Source organism: Nonomuraea insulae (assembly GCF_042656245.1).
Genome location: NZ_JBHSPA010000017.1, coordinates 219692 through 236010, shown reverse-complemented (window position 1 = coordinate 236010; position 16319 = coordinate 219692). Strand labels below are relative to the sequence as shown.

At 69.1% G+C, this 16319-nt stretch carries 15 protein-coding genes; 7 read left to right on the top strand and 8 right to left on the bottom strand.

Annotated elements, in window-relative coordinates:
* The first annotated feature begins 2 nt into the window (after window positions 1-2).
* The 4 genes from ACFPZ3_RS14435 (at window position 3) to ACFPZ3_RS14420 (ending at window position 3476) form a co-directional block, all read left to right on the top strand.
* Window positions 3-1088: an epoxide hydrolase family protein gene (locus tag ACFPZ3_RS14435; protein WP_379514572.1), complete on the top strand. Its 1086-nt coding sequence runs from the start codon at window positions 3-5 to the stop codon at window positions 1086-1088.
* A gap of 271 nt (window positions 1089-1359) precedes the next feature.
* Window positions 1360-1722, top strand: coding sequence for a group I truncated hemoglobin (locus ACFPZ3_RS14430; protein WP_379514571.1), 363 nt, complete (start codon window positions 1360-1362; stop codon window positions 1720-1722).
* Window positions 1723-2844, top strand: a complete 1122-nt coding sequence (locus ACFPZ3_RS14425) for a globin domain-containing protein (RefSeq protein ID WP_379514570.1) — start codon at window positions 1723-1725, stop codon at window positions 2842-2844.
* The gene (locus ACFPZ3_RS14420) at window positions 2841-3476 is read left to right on the top strand and encodes a DivIVA domain-containing protein (protein WP_379514569.1); all 636 of its coding nucleotides are present in this window, start codon (window positions 2841-2843) and stop codon (window positions 3474-3476) included. The genes ACFPZ3_RS14425 and ACFPZ3_RS14420 overlap by 4 nt, the downstream gene beginning before the upstream one ends.
* On the opposite strand, the gene ACFPZ3_RS14415 is transcribed toward ACFPZ3_RS14420, so the two are convergent.
* The 6 genes from ACFPZ3_RS14415 to ACFPZ3_RS14390 all read right to left on the bottom strand — a co-directional run bounded on the left by ACFPZ3_RS14415 (window position 3473) and on the right by ACFPZ3_RS14390 (window position 11581).
* On the bottom strand, window positions 3473-5497 hold the full coding sequence (locus tag ACFPZ3_RS14415; RefSeq protein WP_379514568.1) for a dipeptide ABC transporter ATP-binding protein: 2025 nt from the start codon (window positions 5495-5497) through the stop codon (window positions 3473-3475). The genes ACFPZ3_RS14420 and ACFPZ3_RS14415 overlap by 4 nt on opposite strands.
* Entirely contained in the window at window positions 5497-6342 is an 846-nt protein-coding gene (locus tag ACFPZ3_RS14410; protein ID WP_379514567.1) for an ABC transporter permease, read from the bottom strand. Before ACFPZ3_RS14410 ends, ACFPZ3_RS14415 begins: the two co-directional genes overlap by 1 nt.
* Complete coding sequence (locus tag ACFPZ3_RS14405) at window positions 6339-7286, bottom strand: ABC transporter permease (protein ID WP_379514566.1); 948 nt, start codon at window positions 7284-7286, stop codon at window positions 6339-6341. Before ACFPZ3_RS14405 ends, ACFPZ3_RS14410 begins: the two co-directional genes overlap by 4 nt.
* Entirely contained in the window at window positions 7283-9121 is a 1839-nt protein-coding gene (locus ACFPZ3_RS14400) for an ABC transporter substrate-binding protein (protein WP_379514565.1), read from the bottom strand. Before ACFPZ3_RS14400 ends, ACFPZ3_RS14405 begins: the two co-directional genes overlap by 4 nt.
* A gap of 97 nt (window positions 9122-9218) precedes the next feature.
* Window positions 9219-10283 (bottom strand): dipeptidase, encoded by a 1065-nt coding sequence (locus tag ACFPZ3_RS14395; protein WP_379514564.1) that lies wholly within the window; start codon window positions 10281-10283, stop codon window positions 9219-9221.
* Window positions 10284-10285: 2 nt separating this feature from the next.
* On the bottom strand, window positions 10286-11581 hold the full coding sequence (locus ACFPZ3_RS14390; protein ID WP_379514563.1) for an amidohydrolase family protein: 1296 nt from the start codon (window positions 11579-11581) through the stop codon (window positions 10286-10288).
* A gap of 123 nt (window positions 11582-11704) precedes the next feature.
* Here ACFPZ3_RS14390 and ACFPZ3_RS14385 point away from each other — a divergent pair, with 123 nt between their 5' ends.
* Window positions 11705-12460, top strand: coding sequence for an IclR family transcriptional regulator (locus tag ACFPZ3_RS14385; RefSeq protein WP_379514562.1), 756 nt, complete (start codon window positions 11705-11707; stop codon window positions 12458-12460).
* The gene (locus ACFPZ3_RS14380; RefSeq protein ID WP_379514561.1) at window positions 12453-13373 is read left to right on the top strand and encodes an ornithine cyclodeaminase family protein; all 921 of its coding nucleotides are present in this window, start codon (window positions 12453-12455) and stop codon (window positions 13371-13373) included. Before ACFPZ3_RS14385 ends, ACFPZ3_RS14380 begins: the two co-directional genes overlap by 8 nt.
* On the opposite strand, the gene ACFPZ3_RS14375 is transcribed toward ACFPZ3_RS14380, so the two are convergent.
* Window positions 13357-13794: an Lrp/AsnC family transcriptional regulator gene (locus tag ACFPZ3_RS14375; RefSeq protein WP_379514560.1), complete on the bottom strand. Its 438-nt coding sequence runs from the start codon at window positions 13792-13794 to the stop codon at window positions 13357-13359. The genes ACFPZ3_RS14380 and ACFPZ3_RS14375 overlap by 17 nt on opposite strands.
* Window positions 13795-13924: 130 nt before the next feature.
* Here ACFPZ3_RS14375 and ACFPZ3_RS14370 point away from each other — a divergent pair, with 130 nt between their 5' ends.
* Window positions 13925-14710 carry a tryptophan 2,3-dioxygenase gene (locus ACFPZ3_RS14370; RefSeq protein ID WP_379514559.1) on the top strand — a complete coding sequence of 262 codons (786 nt, stop codon included), beginning with the start codon at window positions 13925-13927 and terminating at the stop codon, window positions 14708-14710.
* A 628-nt stretch (window positions 14711-15338) separates the two neighbouring features.
* Here ACFPZ3_RS14370 and ACFPZ3_RS14365 read toward each other — a convergent pair.
* The gene (locus ACFPZ3_RS14365) at window positions 15339-16247 is read right to left on the bottom strand and encodes a LysR family transcriptional regulator (protein WP_379514558.1); all 909 of its coding nucleotides are present in this window, start codon (window positions 16245-16247) and stop codon (window positions 15339-15341) included.
* Between the last annotated feature and the right edge of the window lie 72 nt (window positions 16248-16319).

Sequence of the window (16319 nt, the reverse complement as noted above, 5' to 3'; positions counted from 1 at the left end):
CGATGGAGCCCTTCACGATCGACATCCCCCAGCCTGCCCTCGACGACCTGTCCGAGCGGCTCGTACGGACCCGGTGGCCGGACGAGCAGCCTGGCGCCGGGTGGAGCAGGGGTGTTCCCCTGGACTTCCTGCGGGAGCTGGCCGCGTACTGGGCCGACGGCTACTCCTGGCGCGCCGCGGAGGCCGAGCTCAACGAGTTCCCGCAGTACGTCACCGAGATCGACGGGCAGCGCATCCACTTCCTGCACGTGCGCTCCGACGATCCGGACGCGCTCCCGCTGGTGCTCACGCACGGCTACCCCAGTGCGTTCGCCGAGTTCACCAGGCTGGCCGGGCTCCTGCCGGACTTCCACCTGGTGGTGCCGTCGCTGCCCGGCTTCGGCTTCTCCAATCCGGTCCACGAGCCCGGCTGGGCGCTCGGCCGTACGTCCAGGGCCTGGGCGGAGCTCATGCGCCGGCTCGGATACGACCGCTACGGCGTCCACGGGGGCGACATCGGCGCCGGCGTGGCCGGCGCGGTGGCGGGGCTCGACGGCGAGCACGTCGCGGGCGTGCACGTGGTGACGGACCCGAACACGGCCGCCGCCACGGCCACCTTCCTGCCCGGCATGGCCGAACGGCTGAACCAGGACGACCCGGTCGACAAGCTCATCCTGGAGCGGATGGCCGAGTTCCGCCGGGAGGGCAGCGGCTACCTGGCGATCCAGAACAGCCGGCCGCAGACCATGGCCTACCTGCTCAACGACTCGCCGGTGGGGCAGCTCGGCTGGATCGCGGAGGCGTTCGAGCGGTGGACCGACCTGCCGTACGGCCGCGACCGGCTGCTCACGATCGCGAGCCTCTACTGGTTCACCGGCTCGGGGGCCTCCGCGGCACGGTTCCTGCACGAGCAGGCCCACTCCGCCGACTGGGGCGCTCCGCACACGGTGCCGCAGGGCTTCGCCGTGTTCGGCGCGGACGAGACGGTCACGAGGCTGATCGAAAGGACCGAGCACTGGACGGAGTTCGAGCGGGGCGGGCACTTCCCCGCCATGGAGGCGCCTGAGCTGCTGGCCGAGGACATCCGGCGGTTCTTCCTGGGGCATTGATCAGGCGCGCGGCAGCACCCCATGTCACACCCGGTGAGAAATAGGTCTTTGTCCGTGTGCGAACGGGTTGCGGGCGACTTGATCTCCCCTTAGTGTTCCTGAGATATGTTCACGTGCTCGGCATGAATGGCGCTCAGAGCGCGCGCGGCATCGGTATTTGCGCAGCTAAAGGCCATGTCCATGCGTCCGGCAACGACAGCGTGAACCGATGGATTTACTCTAAGTAAACACGCCTGGAAATATGTCCTAATTTAGGAGGTTTGCGGCCTCTATGGCTTCGTACTACGAAAAAATCGGCGGCGCCTTAACCGTCCGTCAAGTGGTCGACCAGTTCTACTCGGCTGTACTGGACGAACCCGAGCTCAAGCCATATTTCGACGGCGTTGACCTGGTACGGCTCAAGCGGCACATGGTCGTGCTGCTGTGCTCCGTGCTCGGCGGGCCGGAGCAGTACGAAGGACAGGACCTGGCCGACGCGCATCGGGGCATGGGCATCGCAGGGGAACACTACGAGAAGGTCGGCGACCTGCTCGTCACGACACTCCGGGGCCAGGGGGCCGATGAGGAGGTCGTCCAACACGTCGTCACGGTCCTGAACCAGGTGCGCGGGGCCATCGTGGAGCACGCCGGTTAAGTGGACACGCAAGCATTGAAGGGCAGTTGGCACCTGGTCGCCCAGTCCGGCGATCAGGTGCCGCTGTTCTTCTACTCAGCCTTGTTCCTGATGTTCCCCGAGACCCGTGGCCTGTTCCCGGTGTCCATGGCCACCCAGCGCGACCGGCTCGTCAACGCGCTCGGGCACGTGGTCAGCAACGTCGACCGGGTGGACGACCTGGTTCCGTTCCTCCAGCAACTCGGCCGCGACCATCGCAAGTTCTCCGTGGTCGCGCAGCACTATCCCGCCGTCGGGCAGGCCCTGCTCGCCACCCTGGAGCACTTCCTCGGCGATCGCTGGACGCCCGAGCTGGCACGGGACTGGACGCAGGCGTACGGGCTGGTCGCGAAGGTGATGACCGAGGCGGCCGAGGAGTCGTCGAACACCTCGCCGCCCTGGTGGGAGGGCGAGATCATCCTGCACGAGGTACGCGCTCCCGGCATCGCGCTGATCCGCGCCCGCCTGAACTACGCCTACACCTTCCGTGCGGGACAGTCCGCCTCGGTCTCCGTCGCGCTGCGGCCGAAACTGTGGCGCTTCTACTCCTTCGCCAACGCGCCCCGCCGCGACAACACGATCGACCTGCACGTACGCGTGGTCGACGGAGGCACGGTCAGCACGGCCCTGGTGCACGGCGCGCAACGCGGCGACATCCTGAAGGTCGGCGCACCGGTGGGCGACCGGCTCACACTCGATGCGAACCAGCCCAGGGACCTCCTCCTGATCGCCGGCGGCACCGGCCTTGCCCCCCTCAAGGCGCTCCTGGAGCAGATGGCCTACGACGGGCCGCGCCGCAACGTCCACCTGTTCATGGGCGCCAGAACCTCCCGCGAGTTGTACGACCTCGAGTCGCTGTCCAAGATGGCCGCCCAGAACCCCTGGCTCAACGTGGTGCCGGTCGTGTCCAACGACGCCTTCTACAGCGGCGAGCACGGCTACGCGGTGGACGTCGCGCTGAAGGCGTGGCGCGGCCAGGACGTCTTCGTCTGCGGCTCAGAAGAGATGGTCCAAAGCTCCGTCACCCGACTCCTGGACGCCGGGGTGTCGCCCGGGCAAATCCGCTTCGACGAGTTCACCAGTGCTGGAGGTAGGGAGCAGTGACGGGAGAGGCGTCTTGGGCAGAACGCCCATCGGACGACCGCCAGCGACTTACGCCGGATCGGGTACGGAACAAGGAATTCTCACGTACCAAACTCGGGCACCGGGGCATCAGCGAGGACGAGGTACGCACTTTCCTGTACCGCCTGGCGGATGACATCGCGGCCGGCGACATGGAGAAGGCCGACCTGCGCGCCGAGATCGACCGGCTGAAGAACTGGTACAAGGACCACGGCACCGACACCGGCGGCGCGCAACAGGCGAGGCTCAACGTCGCCGCGGTCAACCTCCTCTCCCGCGCCCAGCAGACGGCGGACGCCCAGATAGCCGAGGCGGAGGACTATGCCCGGCGGCTGGTGGGGCAGGCTCGCCAGCAGTACGAGCAGATCCTGCACGAGGCGCAGCAGCAGGCCGAGGCGGCCGCGAACCGGGCGGTCAACGTCTACCGCTCCAGCGGCGCGGTCCAGTCCGCGGAGGCCGAGGAACTGGAACGCCGCATCGCCTATCTGCGCACCTTCGCGGAGGTCACGCAGGTGCAGTTGCGCGCGGTCCTCGAAGGACTGACGAACGAGGTCGGCAAACTGGGCAACCTGCCGGCCACGGTCGCCGCCTATTCCTCCCAGGATCAGGGCTAGACGTTCTGGGGCTCTCGGAGGGGGAAGTGGCAGGCGGCCGAGTGTCCGGGGTCGAAGGTGAGCAGGGCCGGTTCCTCCTCCGCGCAGCGGGTCTGCGCGCGTGGGCAGCGGGTGCGGAAGCGGCAGCCTGACGGCGGATCGTACGGGCTGGGCAGTTCGGAGCCGATGTCCAGGTCGTCGGCGGCCTGCCCGCCGGGGGCCGGTTCGGGGATCGCGGCGATCAGGCTGGCCGTGTACGGGTGCGCGCCACGGAGGTAGATGTCGTCCGCCGAGCCGATCTCGACGAGCTTGCCCAGGTACATGACGCCGACCGTGTCCGCCATATACCGCACGACGGTCAAATCGTGAGAAATCACGATGTAGGTGAGGGCGTGTTTGGCCTGGAGGCGTTTCATCAGGTTGAGCACCTGGGAGCGTACCGAGACGTCCAGCGCGCTCACCGGCTCGTCGGCCACGATCACGCGCGGGTTGAGCGCCAGCGCCCTGGCCAGCGCGATGCGTTGCCGCTGCCCGCCGGAGAACTCGTGCGGATAGCGCTCCAGCACGTTGTGCGGCAGTCCGACCTCGTCGAGCAGCTCCTTGATCGCCGTCAGTTGCTCGGCGGCGGTGCCGATGCCCTGGGCCTCGAACGGCTCGCGCAGGATGGCGCCGACGCGCATGCGGGGGTCGAGCGCGTCGAGCGGGTCCTGGAACATCATCTGCAGGTTGCGCCGATGCCGGCGCAGGCCCCGCCCGCGTAGTTCGTTCAGTTTGCCGCCGAGGGCCGTGACGTCGCCCGAGGAGGGCTTCTCCAGCGCGACGATCATCTTGGCCAGGGTGCTCTTGCCGCAGCCGCTCTCGCCCACCAGCCCGAACGTCTGGCCCGGCAGGACCGAGAACGACACCCCGGAGACGGCCTTGACGCTGCGCGCCTGGCGGCGCGGCACGAAGCCGCCCGCGCCATACTCCTTGACGAGGTCGTCGACGGAGACCACCGGGTCGGCGGAAGTCTTGTCCGAGGTGGCCGCGGGATCGGTGACGGGTGCGAGCGGGCCTTCGACCGGGTTCCAGCAGGCCAGCAGGTGGCCGGGCCGGGCCGGGGCGAGCGGGGGCGCCTCGCTGGTGCAGTGGTCGGTGGCGTGCGCGCAGCGGGCGGCGAAGCGGCAGCCGGCCGGCGGGTCGGCCAGGTCGGGCGGGGCGCCGGGAATGGAGTAGAGGGTGTGCTCGCGCCGCTGGGTCAGCCGGGGCGTGCAGGCCAGGAGAGCCTGCGTGTACGGGTGCCGCATCCCCGTGAACAACTCGTCGGTGCGGGCGCTCTCGACGATGCCGCCCGCGTACATGACGCTGACCCGGTCCGCCCAGCGCGCGATCACGCCCATGTCGTGCGTGATGAGCAGCATGGCCATCCCGAGGCGGTCCTTGAGGTCGTGCAGCAGCCGCAGGACCTGCGCCTGGACGGTCACGTCGAGCGCGGTCGTCGGTTCGTCGGCGATCAGCACCTTCGGCTCGCAGGACAGGGCCATGGCGATCATGACGCGCTGCCGCAGCCCGCCGGAGAGCTGGTGCGGGTAGTCGCCGTACCTCTCGGCGGGGCGGGCGATGCCCACCAGCGCGAGCATGTCGAGCGCCCGCTCGCGCGCCTGCTTCTGGCTCGCCCCCGTGTGCAGCCTGATCGGCTCCGCGACCTGCTCGCCGATGGTCTTGGTGGGGTTGAGCGAGGTCATCGGGTCCTGGAAGACCATCGCGATCTCGTTGCCGCGGATGCGCTGGTACTCGCGTTCGGGCAGGCCGGTCAGTTCCCGGCCGTCGAGCTTGATCGAGCCCTCGGTGATGTGCCCGCCGGGCGGGAGCAGGCCCATGATGGACAGGCCCGTCATCGACTTGCCGCTGCCCGACTCGCCCACCAGGCCGAGGGTCTCGCCCGCGCGCAGGCTCAGGTCCAGGCGCGTGACGGCCTCGACGGCCGACTTCCTCATGCGGATGCTGGTGGACAGGCGCTCGATGGCCAGCAACTGGGTGCCCCCTTCTGTGCGAGCGGGCATCAGCGCCGCCTCAGCCGTACGTCGATGGAGTCGCGCAGCGCGTCCCCGACGAAGTTGAACGCCATGACGATCAGGACCAGGCAGCCCCCGACCGGGTAGATCAGCCACCAGGCGCCCTCGAACAGGTGGCTCACCCCGTCGGAGAGCTGCGTGCCCCATTCGACGTTGGGGTAGTTGAGCCCGAATCCGAGGAAGCCCAGCAGCGACACCGCGATGATCGCGTCGGCCACCTGGAAGGTGATGTTGACGATCACGACGCCCAGCGCGTTCGGGATCAGGTGGCGGGCGATGATGCGCGGCTTCGTGGCGCCCATGACGGTCGCCGCCGCGACGAAACCCCGCGAGCGCAGGGAGAGCACCTCGGCCCTGACCAGGCGGGCGGGCGCGAGCCAGGAGAACGCGCCCAGGATCAGGCTGAGCGACAGGACCGAGGAGCTGAACCGGGTGGCGGCGATCAGCACGATGAACAGGAACGGGATCGACAACATCGTGTCGACCACGCGCATCATGATCCCGTCCACGATGCCGCCGGCGAGACCGGCGACCGTGCCGTACAACGTGCCGAACGCGGTGGCGATCAGCGCCGCGAACAGCCCGATCTGCAGCGACGCCTGGCCGCCCTTCATGATGCGCCCGAGCACGTCGAAGCCCTGGGCGTCGGTGCCGAGCGGGTGCTCGCCGTCCGGCGGCAGCAGGCTGCTGACCGGATCGACGGCGATCTGCTCGGTGAGGTAGAGGTGGGGGCCGACGAAACAGAACAGGCCGAGCAGGACGATGATGCCGACGCCGACGACGGCGAGCCGGTTCTGCGCGAACGACCGCACAGCGAGCCGCCAACCGCTCATGCGCGCTGCGTCCTCGGGTCGCTGACCGCCACCACCAGGTCGGCCAGGAGGTTGCCCAGCACGGTCAGGATCGAGGCGACCAGGGTGTAGCCGAGCAGGACCGGATAGTCCTGGTTGTTCAGGGCGTTGAAGAACAGCAGCCCCAGGCCCGGATAGTTGAAGACCGACTCGACCACGAGGTTGCCCGCCAGCAGCAGCGGAATCGTCATGCCGATCAGGGTCACCAGCGGCAGGCAGGCGTTGCGCAGCAGGTGACGGGTGAGAACCAGGCGCATCGACAGTCCTTTCGCCCGCGCCACCCTGATGTAGTCCTGCGCGAGCTGGTCCAGCGCCGCGGAGCGCTGGTACCTGGAGTACAGCGCGACCGTGATGCCGGTCAGCGTCAGCACCGGCAGCAACATGGCGCGTGGCTCGGTGAAGATCACGAAAGTGGAGCTCGACTGGGACGCCTGGGCGGGCAGGATGCCCAGCCCCAGCGCGAAGACCTGGATCAGCAACATCGCGAGCAGGAAGACGGGCATCGAGTACGCGATGAAGGTGAGCGTGGTCAGCACGTTGTCGCCGATGCTGTTGCGCTTGACCGCCTGGTACACGCCCAGCGGCATCGCGATGGCGACCGCCAGCAGGAGGGCCACGCCGGCCAGCATCGCGGTCCGGCCGGCGTTCTCGGCCAGCAGCGCGTTGACGCTCTGGTTCAGCTTGTAGCTGTGCCCGAGGTCACCGTGCAGAAGCCGGCCGAGGTAGCTGAAGTACTGCACGACGAGCGACTGGTCGTAGCCGTGCTCGTGGTCGAAGGCGGCCACCGCTTCCGCGCTCGCCTGCACGCCGAGGATCGCGCGGCCGGGTGATCCGGACATCCCGTGCAACATGATGAAGGTGATCACGGAGACGCCCAGGACCACGATGGCCGACGTCCCCAGCCGTCGCAGGACGAACCGGGTCATCGCAGATACCAGTACTCGGGGGTCAGCACCGTGGTGGGCAGGGCGGCGAAGGTCTCCTGCGGCCCCGACAACGTGTTCTTCCAGGCCCAGATGGTGTGCGCGTTCGGCAGCCAGAGCACGGGCAGGTCGGTCCGCAGGTGCTCGATCTCGGCCTGTACGGCCTGGCGGTCCTCGCCGTGCACCGATGCCTGGATCAGCTCGTCGGTCTTGGGGTCGTCGTAGGCGCCCACGTTGCCCGAGCCCTTGGAGTCGAACGTCCCGGTCATGGTCGGGTACGGCGTGGTGCTGAAGCCGCCCCAGGTCGACATGGCCCACTCACCGGCCTTGGAGGGGGCCGCCGGGACGTTGTAGTTCTGGATCAGGAAGCTGAAGGTCTTCGGCGCGACCGCGATCGTCATGCCCAGCTTGCGGGCCTCCGAGGCGAACGCCGTGCTCACCGCGCTGTGCAGTTGCGGCTCGCTGCGGTAGAAGAGGTTGAACTTGATCGTCTGCCCCTGCGGGATCCCGTCGCCGCACTCCGTGGCCCCCGCGCCGGGGCGTTCGCAGGTGGTGGCGCCGTTCGGCACCACCTTCCAGCCGTGCTCCTCCAGCAGCTTCTTCGCGGCGGCCGGATCGTAGGGGTACGGCGCGGTGGCGACGGTCTGCGCGGCGTAGGGCGAGCTGGCCGGGGCGGTGCCGTAGCTCTCGGCGGCGGCGCCGTTGTACATGCCCTTGCTGGCGATGTACCCGGGCTGGTCGATCAGGTGCTGCAACGCCTGCCGGATGTAGAGCTGGCCGAGGATCTTGTCGACGTTGTCGGTCGTGTCCTTGAAGTTGAGCATGATGAAGTTGAAGCCCTGCCGGGGCGCGCCGTACACGTTGTAGCCGGCCGCCTTGAGCGCGGCCACCTGGCTCACGTGGCTCTGGTCCACCGTGCCCATCGTCAGGTTGCCGCTCAGGAGCTGGTTGAACTTCGCGGTCTCCGAGGTGAACGGCCGGAAGTTCAGCGTCTTGATGCGCGCCTTCTGCGGCCCGGTGTACGCCTCGTTGGCGCTCATCGAGTAGAAGTTCGTGGTCACGTCGAAGCTGCCCAGCCGGTACGGGCCGTTCACCGTCTGCCAGAGCGGGTTGGAGGCGAAGGAGGCGGGATCCCGCGAGGCCTTGTCGAGGGCGGTGTAGATCGCCTCGGCGTCCTTCGACCCGCCCGTGGCCTTGGTCCACTGCTTGGCCGGCAGCGGGACGACCGAGGTCAGCTCGTCGGCGGTGAACCACTCCGGGTTGTAGGACTCCTTGAGCTTCAGCGTCAGGGTGTCCGCCGAGGTCGCCTTCGCGCTCGTGACGTTGTCGGGGAACTGGCCGGGTGTGTAGCTGCCCCAGTTCGCGGCGTTCTTCTTCAGCGCCGCCTTGAGCAGGTCGATGAAGAAGACCACGTCGCCGGCCTCGACCGGGGTCCCGTCCGACCAGGTGTAGCCCGGCTTCAGCTTGATGGTCACCGTCTTGTCGCCGTCGGTGAACTTCGGCAGTTCGGCCAGGCTGAGCGCCTCGTTGACCTTGGGGCTGGCGCCTTCGGGGAACCAGTAGAGCGGCCGGTACATGAGCCGCTGGAACTGGTAGGTCACATACGTCGAGTTGAAGGCGCCGGGCACGATCGGCAACATGTAGTAGGGCCCGGCTCCGGGCTGCTGCGCGATGTCGATGGTCCCGCCGTCCTTGGGCGTGCCCGACTCGGCCGGTAGCTCGCCGAAGGTCTGGGATCCGGACTTGCGGGCGGCCGAATCGTTCTTGCTCTCGCCGCCCGCGCCGCCGCTGCACGCCGCGAGCGGCAGGAGGGCGGCCAGCGCCGCCGCGGCGAGCACGCGCCCCCTCGCGGCTCTGTGTCGGTTATATCGGTATATGTCCACGTCGCCCGCTCCTGTTGCCGATGCGGGGGGAAGTCACGGCTCTGGGCGGCCGTCAGTTCCCCCAGACCGCCTTTGCGTAGGTGTAGAAGTTGCGGCCGAGGATCTTCTCGATCCTGGCCGACGAATAGCCGCGCTCCTCCAGCAGGCGGGCCAGCTTCCTGAACTGGTCGACACCGCGCAGATCGACGACGAACGGATAGGTGTCGCTCCGCTCGCCGGCCGCGGACGCCCCGGCCGCCTGGCGCCGCGCCACCTGCTCGGCGAGCTGGTCCTGGTAGGCGTCCAGGTCGTCGATGGCGGTGATCGTCCCGTCGGTGCCGATGCCGACGTGGTCCTCGCCGCACACGTTGACCGCGTGCACGATGTGCTCCACCACGTCCGCGGCGCCGGCGTGGCCGGAGGCGTTGAGGAAGGGCATGAAGTAGATGCCGACGAAACCGCCCCGCTCGGCGACCAGCCGCAACTCCTCGTCGGTCTTGTTGCGCGGCAGGTCCACGAGGGCCCGGCAGCCCGTGTGGTTGATCGAGATCGGCTGGCTGGACACCCGCGCGGCCTCCAGGCAGGTCCGCTCACCGCTGTGCGACAGGTCCACCATGACGCGGTGCTCGTTGAGCGCCGCCACGACCTCCCGGCCGAGAGGTGTCAGGCCCCGGTTGGCCGGCGCCATCGAGCCGTCGCCGATCTGGTTCGCCTGGTTGTAGGTGAGCTGGATGACCCGCACGCCCAGGCCGGCGAAGGTGGCCACGCGTTCCGGCCGGTCCTCGGCCGCGGCGGCGTTCTGGAAGCCGTAGATGATGCCGATCCTGCCGGTCCGCTTGGCCTCGGCGATGTCCTCGGCCGTGTCGATCCGCACCAGGTGCTCGTGGTTCTCGCGGATGATCGAGTCCCAGGTGCCGATCTCGCGCAGGGTGTGCTCGTACGGCGGGAAGTCGCCCATCGTGTAGCCCAGGGTGACGTTGATCGCGGTCACGCCCGAGGCGTGCGCGTCCGCCAGCGTGCGCGCGTCGATGGTCAACTGCTCGCTGGTCTGTACGAGCGCGCTGGAGGAGGACACGTTCGGGTTGTCGAGCACGCCGAGGGCGTTGACGACGAGGTGGTCGGTGATGTCGATGCTCATCTTCACGCCCCTGTCCGGTCGTGACGCCGTCCGCGCTTGACCGTCGTGATGATGCGGCGGAGGTGGTCGATGTCCTCGTACGGGTCCGCGGCGACGATCAGCAGGTTGGCCAGCTTGCCGGCCTCGACGCTGCCCATCGTGGCCGCCCGCCCCAGGCTCGCCGCCCCCGCCAGGGTGGCCGCGCGGATGACCTCGTGGGGCGGCATGCCCATGGCGTGGACCAGGTAGTGCAGCTCGTCGTGGAGCGAGGGGTAGGCGTCGTCAGGCGGGGTCTCGTAGTCGGTGCCCGTACAGATCGGGACGCCCGCGTGGCGTGCGCGGTCGATCAGCCGCCGCAACACCCCCTGCGCCATCTCGGCCGCGCCGGAGATCCTGGGCACGACGCTCGCGGTGGCGTCGAGGATCGTGCCGCGCCGCCGCATGTCGTCGAACAGCGCGTCGACGGCGTCCACCGGCGCGTCCAGGAAACGCTCGTAGACCTTCGGGAGGTGCTCGCGCTGCCCCCGGTACGTCGAGGGCCGGATGCCGGCGAAGTGGTAGGCGAGCATGTGGGCGTGCGACACCACGTCGACACCGGCCGCCACGACCTCGCCGGGCATCGCGGGGAACACCGTCGCGTGCGACCACACCAGCAGGTCCTGCCGGTGCGCCTCGGCGGCGATCCTGGCGACCATCTCGGGTTCGAGATCGGCGTAGACCTTGATGGCCACGGCTCCGGTGCCCTTGGCCCGCGCGACGGCCAGCGGCAGGTCGGTCTCGTCGTCGATCGCCTGCATCCACGGCGCGGTGCCGGGGGTCGCCCCCTGGGTCACCTGCCACGTGCGCGGATCGTCGAAGAAGCTCGGGCCGGCCATCAGCGCGGCGGAGTGGATGTCGGGGCCGGGGATCTCGCCGAGCAGCGCGGCCCGCTCCAGGTCGGCCATCTGCCGCAGGTCGCCGGCCATCTCGCGGATCGCGGTGACGCCGCCGTACACCTGCCGGCGCATCGCCGCCTCCGCCTGCTCGCGGTTGGGCGGGGTGGACAGATGCTGGTGGGTGTCGATGAGGCCGGGCAGCACGTACGCCCCCGCCAGGTCGACCACCTCGGCGCCCGCTGACGGGCCCAGGTCGGCATCCGGGACGACGGCCCTGATCAGCGGCCCGTCGGTCACCACCGTCATGCCGCGCCTGACGGGCGCACCGGTGCCGTCGATCAGCGACGCGTCACGGTAGATCGTCACGTGCCCCGGCTCGGCGGGCGCGAACGGTGTGGGGGCCGCGTCGTTGTCCGCGACCGGTCGTGCGTCTCTGTCGGTCATGGCGATTCGCTCGGTCTCCGTTCTCATTGTTACATAGAGCGTAACAACTGTTGCAACAGTAGCAACGTCTGTTAACATGCGTCAAGCATGGAATGATGACCTGGACGACCGTGGAGGGGGACGTTGCCCAGCTCTGCCGTGGACAAAGCCCTGGACCTCATCGAGGCCGTCGTCCAGGCCGACCGCCCTCTTCGCCTCAGCGAGCTGGCGAACCAGGCGGGCATGCACCGCGCCACCGCCTACCGCATCCTGGTGGACCTGGTCCGCCGTGGCTGGATCATGCGCAGCCAGGATCACTACCTGCCGGGGACCGTCGTGTTGCGCTTCTCCCAGGCCGCGGCGGCCAACTCGCTGGTGGTCCTGAGCAGGCCCGTGCTCCAGACGTTGTCCGACCAGACGGGGATGATGATCAACCTTCAGGTCCTCGAACCCGACGGCGCGCGGGTGATCGACGTCATCCGCCCCCCGCGGCTGGCGATGATCACGGACTTGCTGGGCGAGCTGCTGCCCATCCACAAGTTCGCCGGGCCCATGGCCCTGGTCGCCGCGCTCGACGAGGCCGCGCGGGTCCCCTACCTGCGCAGCGCCGAGCAGCAGGGCCACCCCGCGACGGCCAGGGCCGAGCTGCTCAAGGACCTCGAGCTGACCCGGGACACCGGCTTCGCGCTGGAGCGCGGGCGCGCCGAGGAGGTGATCGCCTCCCTGAGCCGCGCGGTGCTCACCGGCAACGACCAGCCGATCTGCGCGGTCACGATCGTCGGCCTCGACAGCGAGTTCGACGACCCCACCCTGGCGACGTTGAAAGACCGCCTCGCCGCCGCCACGGAGGAGCTGCGAAGCACTCTGAGCGGCACGACCCCCGGAGTCGACCTTGACTGACACCGCAGTGAGCGGAGTTCTCGTTCTCGACCGGGACCTGACCAGGCAGGCATTGCCGCCGGACGAGCTCCTCGCGGCGGTGCGCACCGCCCTCGTCGCCATCAGCCGCGGCGGCGCCTCCGCCCCGCCGCGCGTCGCGGCCCGCTCGCCGTACGGGCTGCTGGGCGCGATGCCCGGCTACGTGCCCAGGCTCGGGCTGGCCGCCAAGCTCGTGAGCGTCTTCCCCGCCGGAGGGCACCGCGGCATCGTCGCCTACTTCGACGAGGAGGACGGCCGCCCGCTGGCGGTCATGGACGCCGAGACGATCACCGCCGTTCGCACGGCGGCCACCGCGACCGTCGCCATGCGGGCTCTGGCCCGACCGGACGCCCGGCGGATCGCCGTGATCGGCACCGGCGCGCAGGCACGCGCCCAGATCGACCTGCTCACCCCGGCGGAGTCCGCTCACCTGCTGGTGGGCGCACGCGACCGGGGCAAGGCCGAACTCCTCGGCGCCGCGGCCGGCATCGAGGAGGCGGTCAAGGCCGCCGACGTCGTCTTCTGCTGCACCTCCAGCAAGGAGCCGGTGCTCCACCGGTCCTGGCTCGCCGACGGCGTGCACGTCAGCTCGGTCGGCGGCTCCGACGGCCCGGAGTTCGACGCCGCCACCCTGCGGGCGTCGTCGTTGTTCGTGGAGTGGCAGGGCGCCGTGACCGAGCCGCCGCCGGCCGGCGCCTGGGAGCTCCAGGGCACCGATCCGGCGGACGCCGCCCTGATCGGGGCCGTGCTCGACGGCACGCATCCGGGCCGGCGCTCGGCCGGGGAGCTGACGGTCTTCAAGTCCACCGGGCACGCGGCGCTCGACGTCGCGGCGGCTTCGGTGGCCTATCGGGTAGCCAGGGAGCGCGGGCTGGGGTTCAGCGTGGATCTGTGACCGGCCTGTTGGCCACCGGGCTCGAAAAGATCATCGTGCTCGACGGCTTGCCGTAGACGGCCAGGCGGTCGATCAGCGACTCGAACGCCGCCATCGACGGCACGGCGATCTTGAGAATGCTGCACACGTCGCCGGTGACCCGGTGGATCTCCCGGATCTCCGGCCAGGTCGCCACTTCGGGATCGCGCAGCACGCAGGTCGGCCCGTAGCAGGTCAGCTGCACGAACGCGGACACCGCCCAGCCGGCCTGCCCGAGGTCCACCGTGGCGTGATAGCCGGCGATCACCCCCGACTCCTCCAGGCGCCTGACCCGCTCGGCCACGGCGGGCGGTGACAGGTGGACCCGGCGCGACAACTCGTTGAAGGAGAGGCGCGCGTTCTCCTGGAGTTCGCGCAGCAGGTCCCAGTCCATGGCGTCCATCAGCGGGCTCTTTCCTTCGAAAACCGTATGCCCGATATTGGTACCAAACATAAGGCTTGATGGGAAAAGGCCGTTGATCTGGCATTCCTTCCGGTCGTATCACCGCAGCACCATGAGGTGCATGAAATCGATGACGAAGACTGGGATCCCCTACGACGCCTACGTCCGCACCGACATCCTGCACAGCCTGCAACGGCCGTTGAGCGACGCGCCCGGCGAGATGTCGTTCCTGATGATCACGCAGATCATGGAGCTGTACTTCAAGCTCATCGCCTACGAGTTGCGCAGCGCCCAGGAGTCGCTGCGTGCCGACCGGGTGCCGGACGCGGTCGGGGCGCTGCGCCGTACGGCCCTGCACCTGGAGGGGCTGAACGCGAGCTGGCTCGGCCTGCGCTGGATGACGCCCGCGGACTTCAACAGGTTCCGTGAGCTGCTCGGGGAGGCTTCAGGGCTGCAGTCGAGCATGTACCGGCTGGTGGAGTTCCGGCTGGGGTTGAAGAACGAGGCGCTCCTGCGGCCGTTCCGTCACCGGCCGCAGGGCGACGGGCTGCAACGCGCGTTCGCCGAGCCGAGCGTCTGGGACGACGCCGTCGCGCTGCTCGCCCGGCGTGGCCACGACCTGCCGGACAAGGTGCTCGACCGGGACTTCGACGCCGAGTACGAGCCGCACGACGCGGTCGAGCGGGCCTGGGTGGAGGTCTACCGTGACGACTCCTCCGACCTGCGGGCGCTCGGGGAGGCGCTGGCCGAGGTCTCCGAACGGTTCGGCGACTGGCGCTACCAGCACGTGGCGGCCGTGCGCAGGGCGATGGGCGCGAAGCCGGGGACCGGCGGTTCCAACGGCCTGGGCTGGCTCGAACGCAGCATGGCGCGCGTGGTCTTCCCCGAGCTCTGGTCAGCCCGCACGCATATGTGAGGAGACCACCCGGCGCGCTGTCGTGAGTAATGGCCTACTCATTTCCCGATCCCCCGCCACGCTCGGCCGATGCGCCCGCCCCCGCCCTTTTCCCGGCCGGACCGCCGCGGATTTGAGCAATCCGCTGCTCACGACAGCCGGAGCCTGCTGCGACAGGATCTGCGTTGTCAGACGGCAATTCGTGGAAGGGGGGTGTACCTCATGCAGAAGACCATTGACACCAAGGAGACCTCGTTCGAGTGGGATCTCGGCGGGATGGTCGCGGACGACCGGGATTTCCCGGTTCTGCTCTGCACCGACTACGACTAAACCTCTTTCGATATTCACCGCGTCATCCCCTCCGGTCCATCAGCTTTCGTGAGGACCGGCGGAGCAGCCGGTGAGGAAAAGGTTTGCCGAAAGTAAAAAATACGGCCACCGGCCGCCAGTGGCTTACGAATCACCGACACACTTTAGTGTCGGCCACGCTATTGCGAAATCGTGGCCATCTCGATCTCCAAGGTCAGCTTGATCTCCAAGGCCGGGCCACCGAATAGGGGCTGACAGCGCGTCAATACGGCATTTACGGCGGCGGGATTACTGTCGCCCTGTCGAACAGCGCCTGCAACGGAATTGAAATGGCTGCTATTCAGCCGAGCAGCCATGGTGTGTGATCTCTCAGCACGCCCATGAAGGACTCCGCCGGCCCGCTCCGGTGCCCGCGCCTCCTGCGTACCGCGACCACGGGCAGCCCCGCGTCCATGCCGTCCACCTCGACCGCCCGCAGGCTCCCGATCCGCAACTCCTCCCGCACGCCGCTGATGGGCATGAGGGCGATGCCGAGCCCCGCCTCCACCAGCCGCCTCTGCGCGGTGAGGCTGTCGATGTGCGTGATCGCGGCGTCGGCCAGACCGGAGGCGGCCAGGTGACGTTCGAGGAGCCGGCCGTAGGAGTCGGAGTCGCCGCGCTCGGGCGGGAAGCTCAGCCAGCGTTCGCCCTGGAACGCCCGCAGGTCCGGCAGCCGCGCGGCGGTGACCGGGTGCGAGGCGGGCAGCACGACCAGGAGCTTCTCGGTGCCGAGGAGGATCGACTCCAGCTTCGGGTCGGCGTCGGGGAAGTAACGCAGGCCCAGGGACGCCTCGCCGCTGCGGACGAGCGCACTCACCTCGCGGCTCGTCGCGGTCCGCAACTCGACCTCGGCCTGCGGGAAACGGGCCTCGAACGTCCGCAGGGCGTCGACGATGTGCGAGTCGGCCAGCGTGCCGACGATGGCCAGGGAGAGCGTCCGCACGGCCTGCGCCGACGCGTCGCGGACGGCCCGCTCGCCGTCACGGACCGCCGCCAGCACGGCCTCCGCGTACGGCAGCAGCGCCAGGCCCGCCTCGGTCAGCGACACCTGGCGCCCGGCCCGCTCGAACAACGCCGACCCCAGCGACCGCTCCAGCTCGTGGATGCGGCGGCTGATCGCCGGCTGGGACCGGTTCAGCCTCCTGGACGCCTCCGTGAACCCGCCCAACCGGGCAATACATACGAACGCCTCGATCTCCTCAACCGTCACAATCCATCAGTATTCCTGATGTGAACCATCCCATGAATGCATTTGACCGATCAATCGAGCAACAACGAGAGT

What these genes read in the sequence shown, in the direction of transcription:
- ACFPZ3_RS14370 (WP_379514559.1), top strand. Translation starts at nt 13,925, where the DNA reads ATGACGAAGACTGGGATCCCCTACGACGCCTACGTCCGCACCGACATC.
- ACFPZ3_RS14435 (WP_379514572.1), top strand. Translation starts at nt 3, where the DNA reads ATGGAGCCCTTCACGATCGACATCCCCCAGCCTGCCCTCGACGACCTG.
- ACFPZ3_RS14430 (WP_379514571.1), top strand. Translation starts at nt 1,360, where the DNA reads ATGGCTTCGTACTACGAAAAAATCGGCGGCGCCTTAACCGTCCGTCAA.
- ACFPZ3_RS14415 (WP_379514568.1), bottom strand. Translation starts at nt 5,497, where the DNA reads ATGCCCGCTCGCACAGAAGGGGGCACCCAGTTGCTGGCCATCGAGCGC.
- ACFPZ3_RS14375 (WP_379514560.1), bottom strand. Translation starts at nt 13,794, where the DNA reads ATGGACGCCATGGACTGGGACCTGCTGCGCGAACTCCAGGAGAACGCG.
- ACFPZ3_RS14390 (WP_379514563.1), bottom strand. Translation starts at nt 11,581, where the DNA reads ATGACCGACAGAGACGCACGACCGGTCGCGGACAACGACGCGGCCCCC.
- ACFPZ3_RS14405 (WP_379514566.1), bottom strand. Translation starts at nt 7,286, where the DNA reads ATGACCCGGTTCGTCCTGCGACGGCTGGGGACGTCGGCCATCGTGGTC.
- ACFPZ3_RS14410 (WP_379514567.1), bottom strand. Translation starts at nt 6,342, where the DNA reads ATGAGCGGTTGGCGGCTCGCTGTGCGGTCGTTCGCGCAGAACCGGCTC.
- ACFPZ3_RS14395 (WP_379514564.1), bottom strand. Translation starts at nt 10,283, where the DNA reads ATGAGCATCGACATCACCGACCACCTCGTCGTCAACGCCCTCGGCGTG.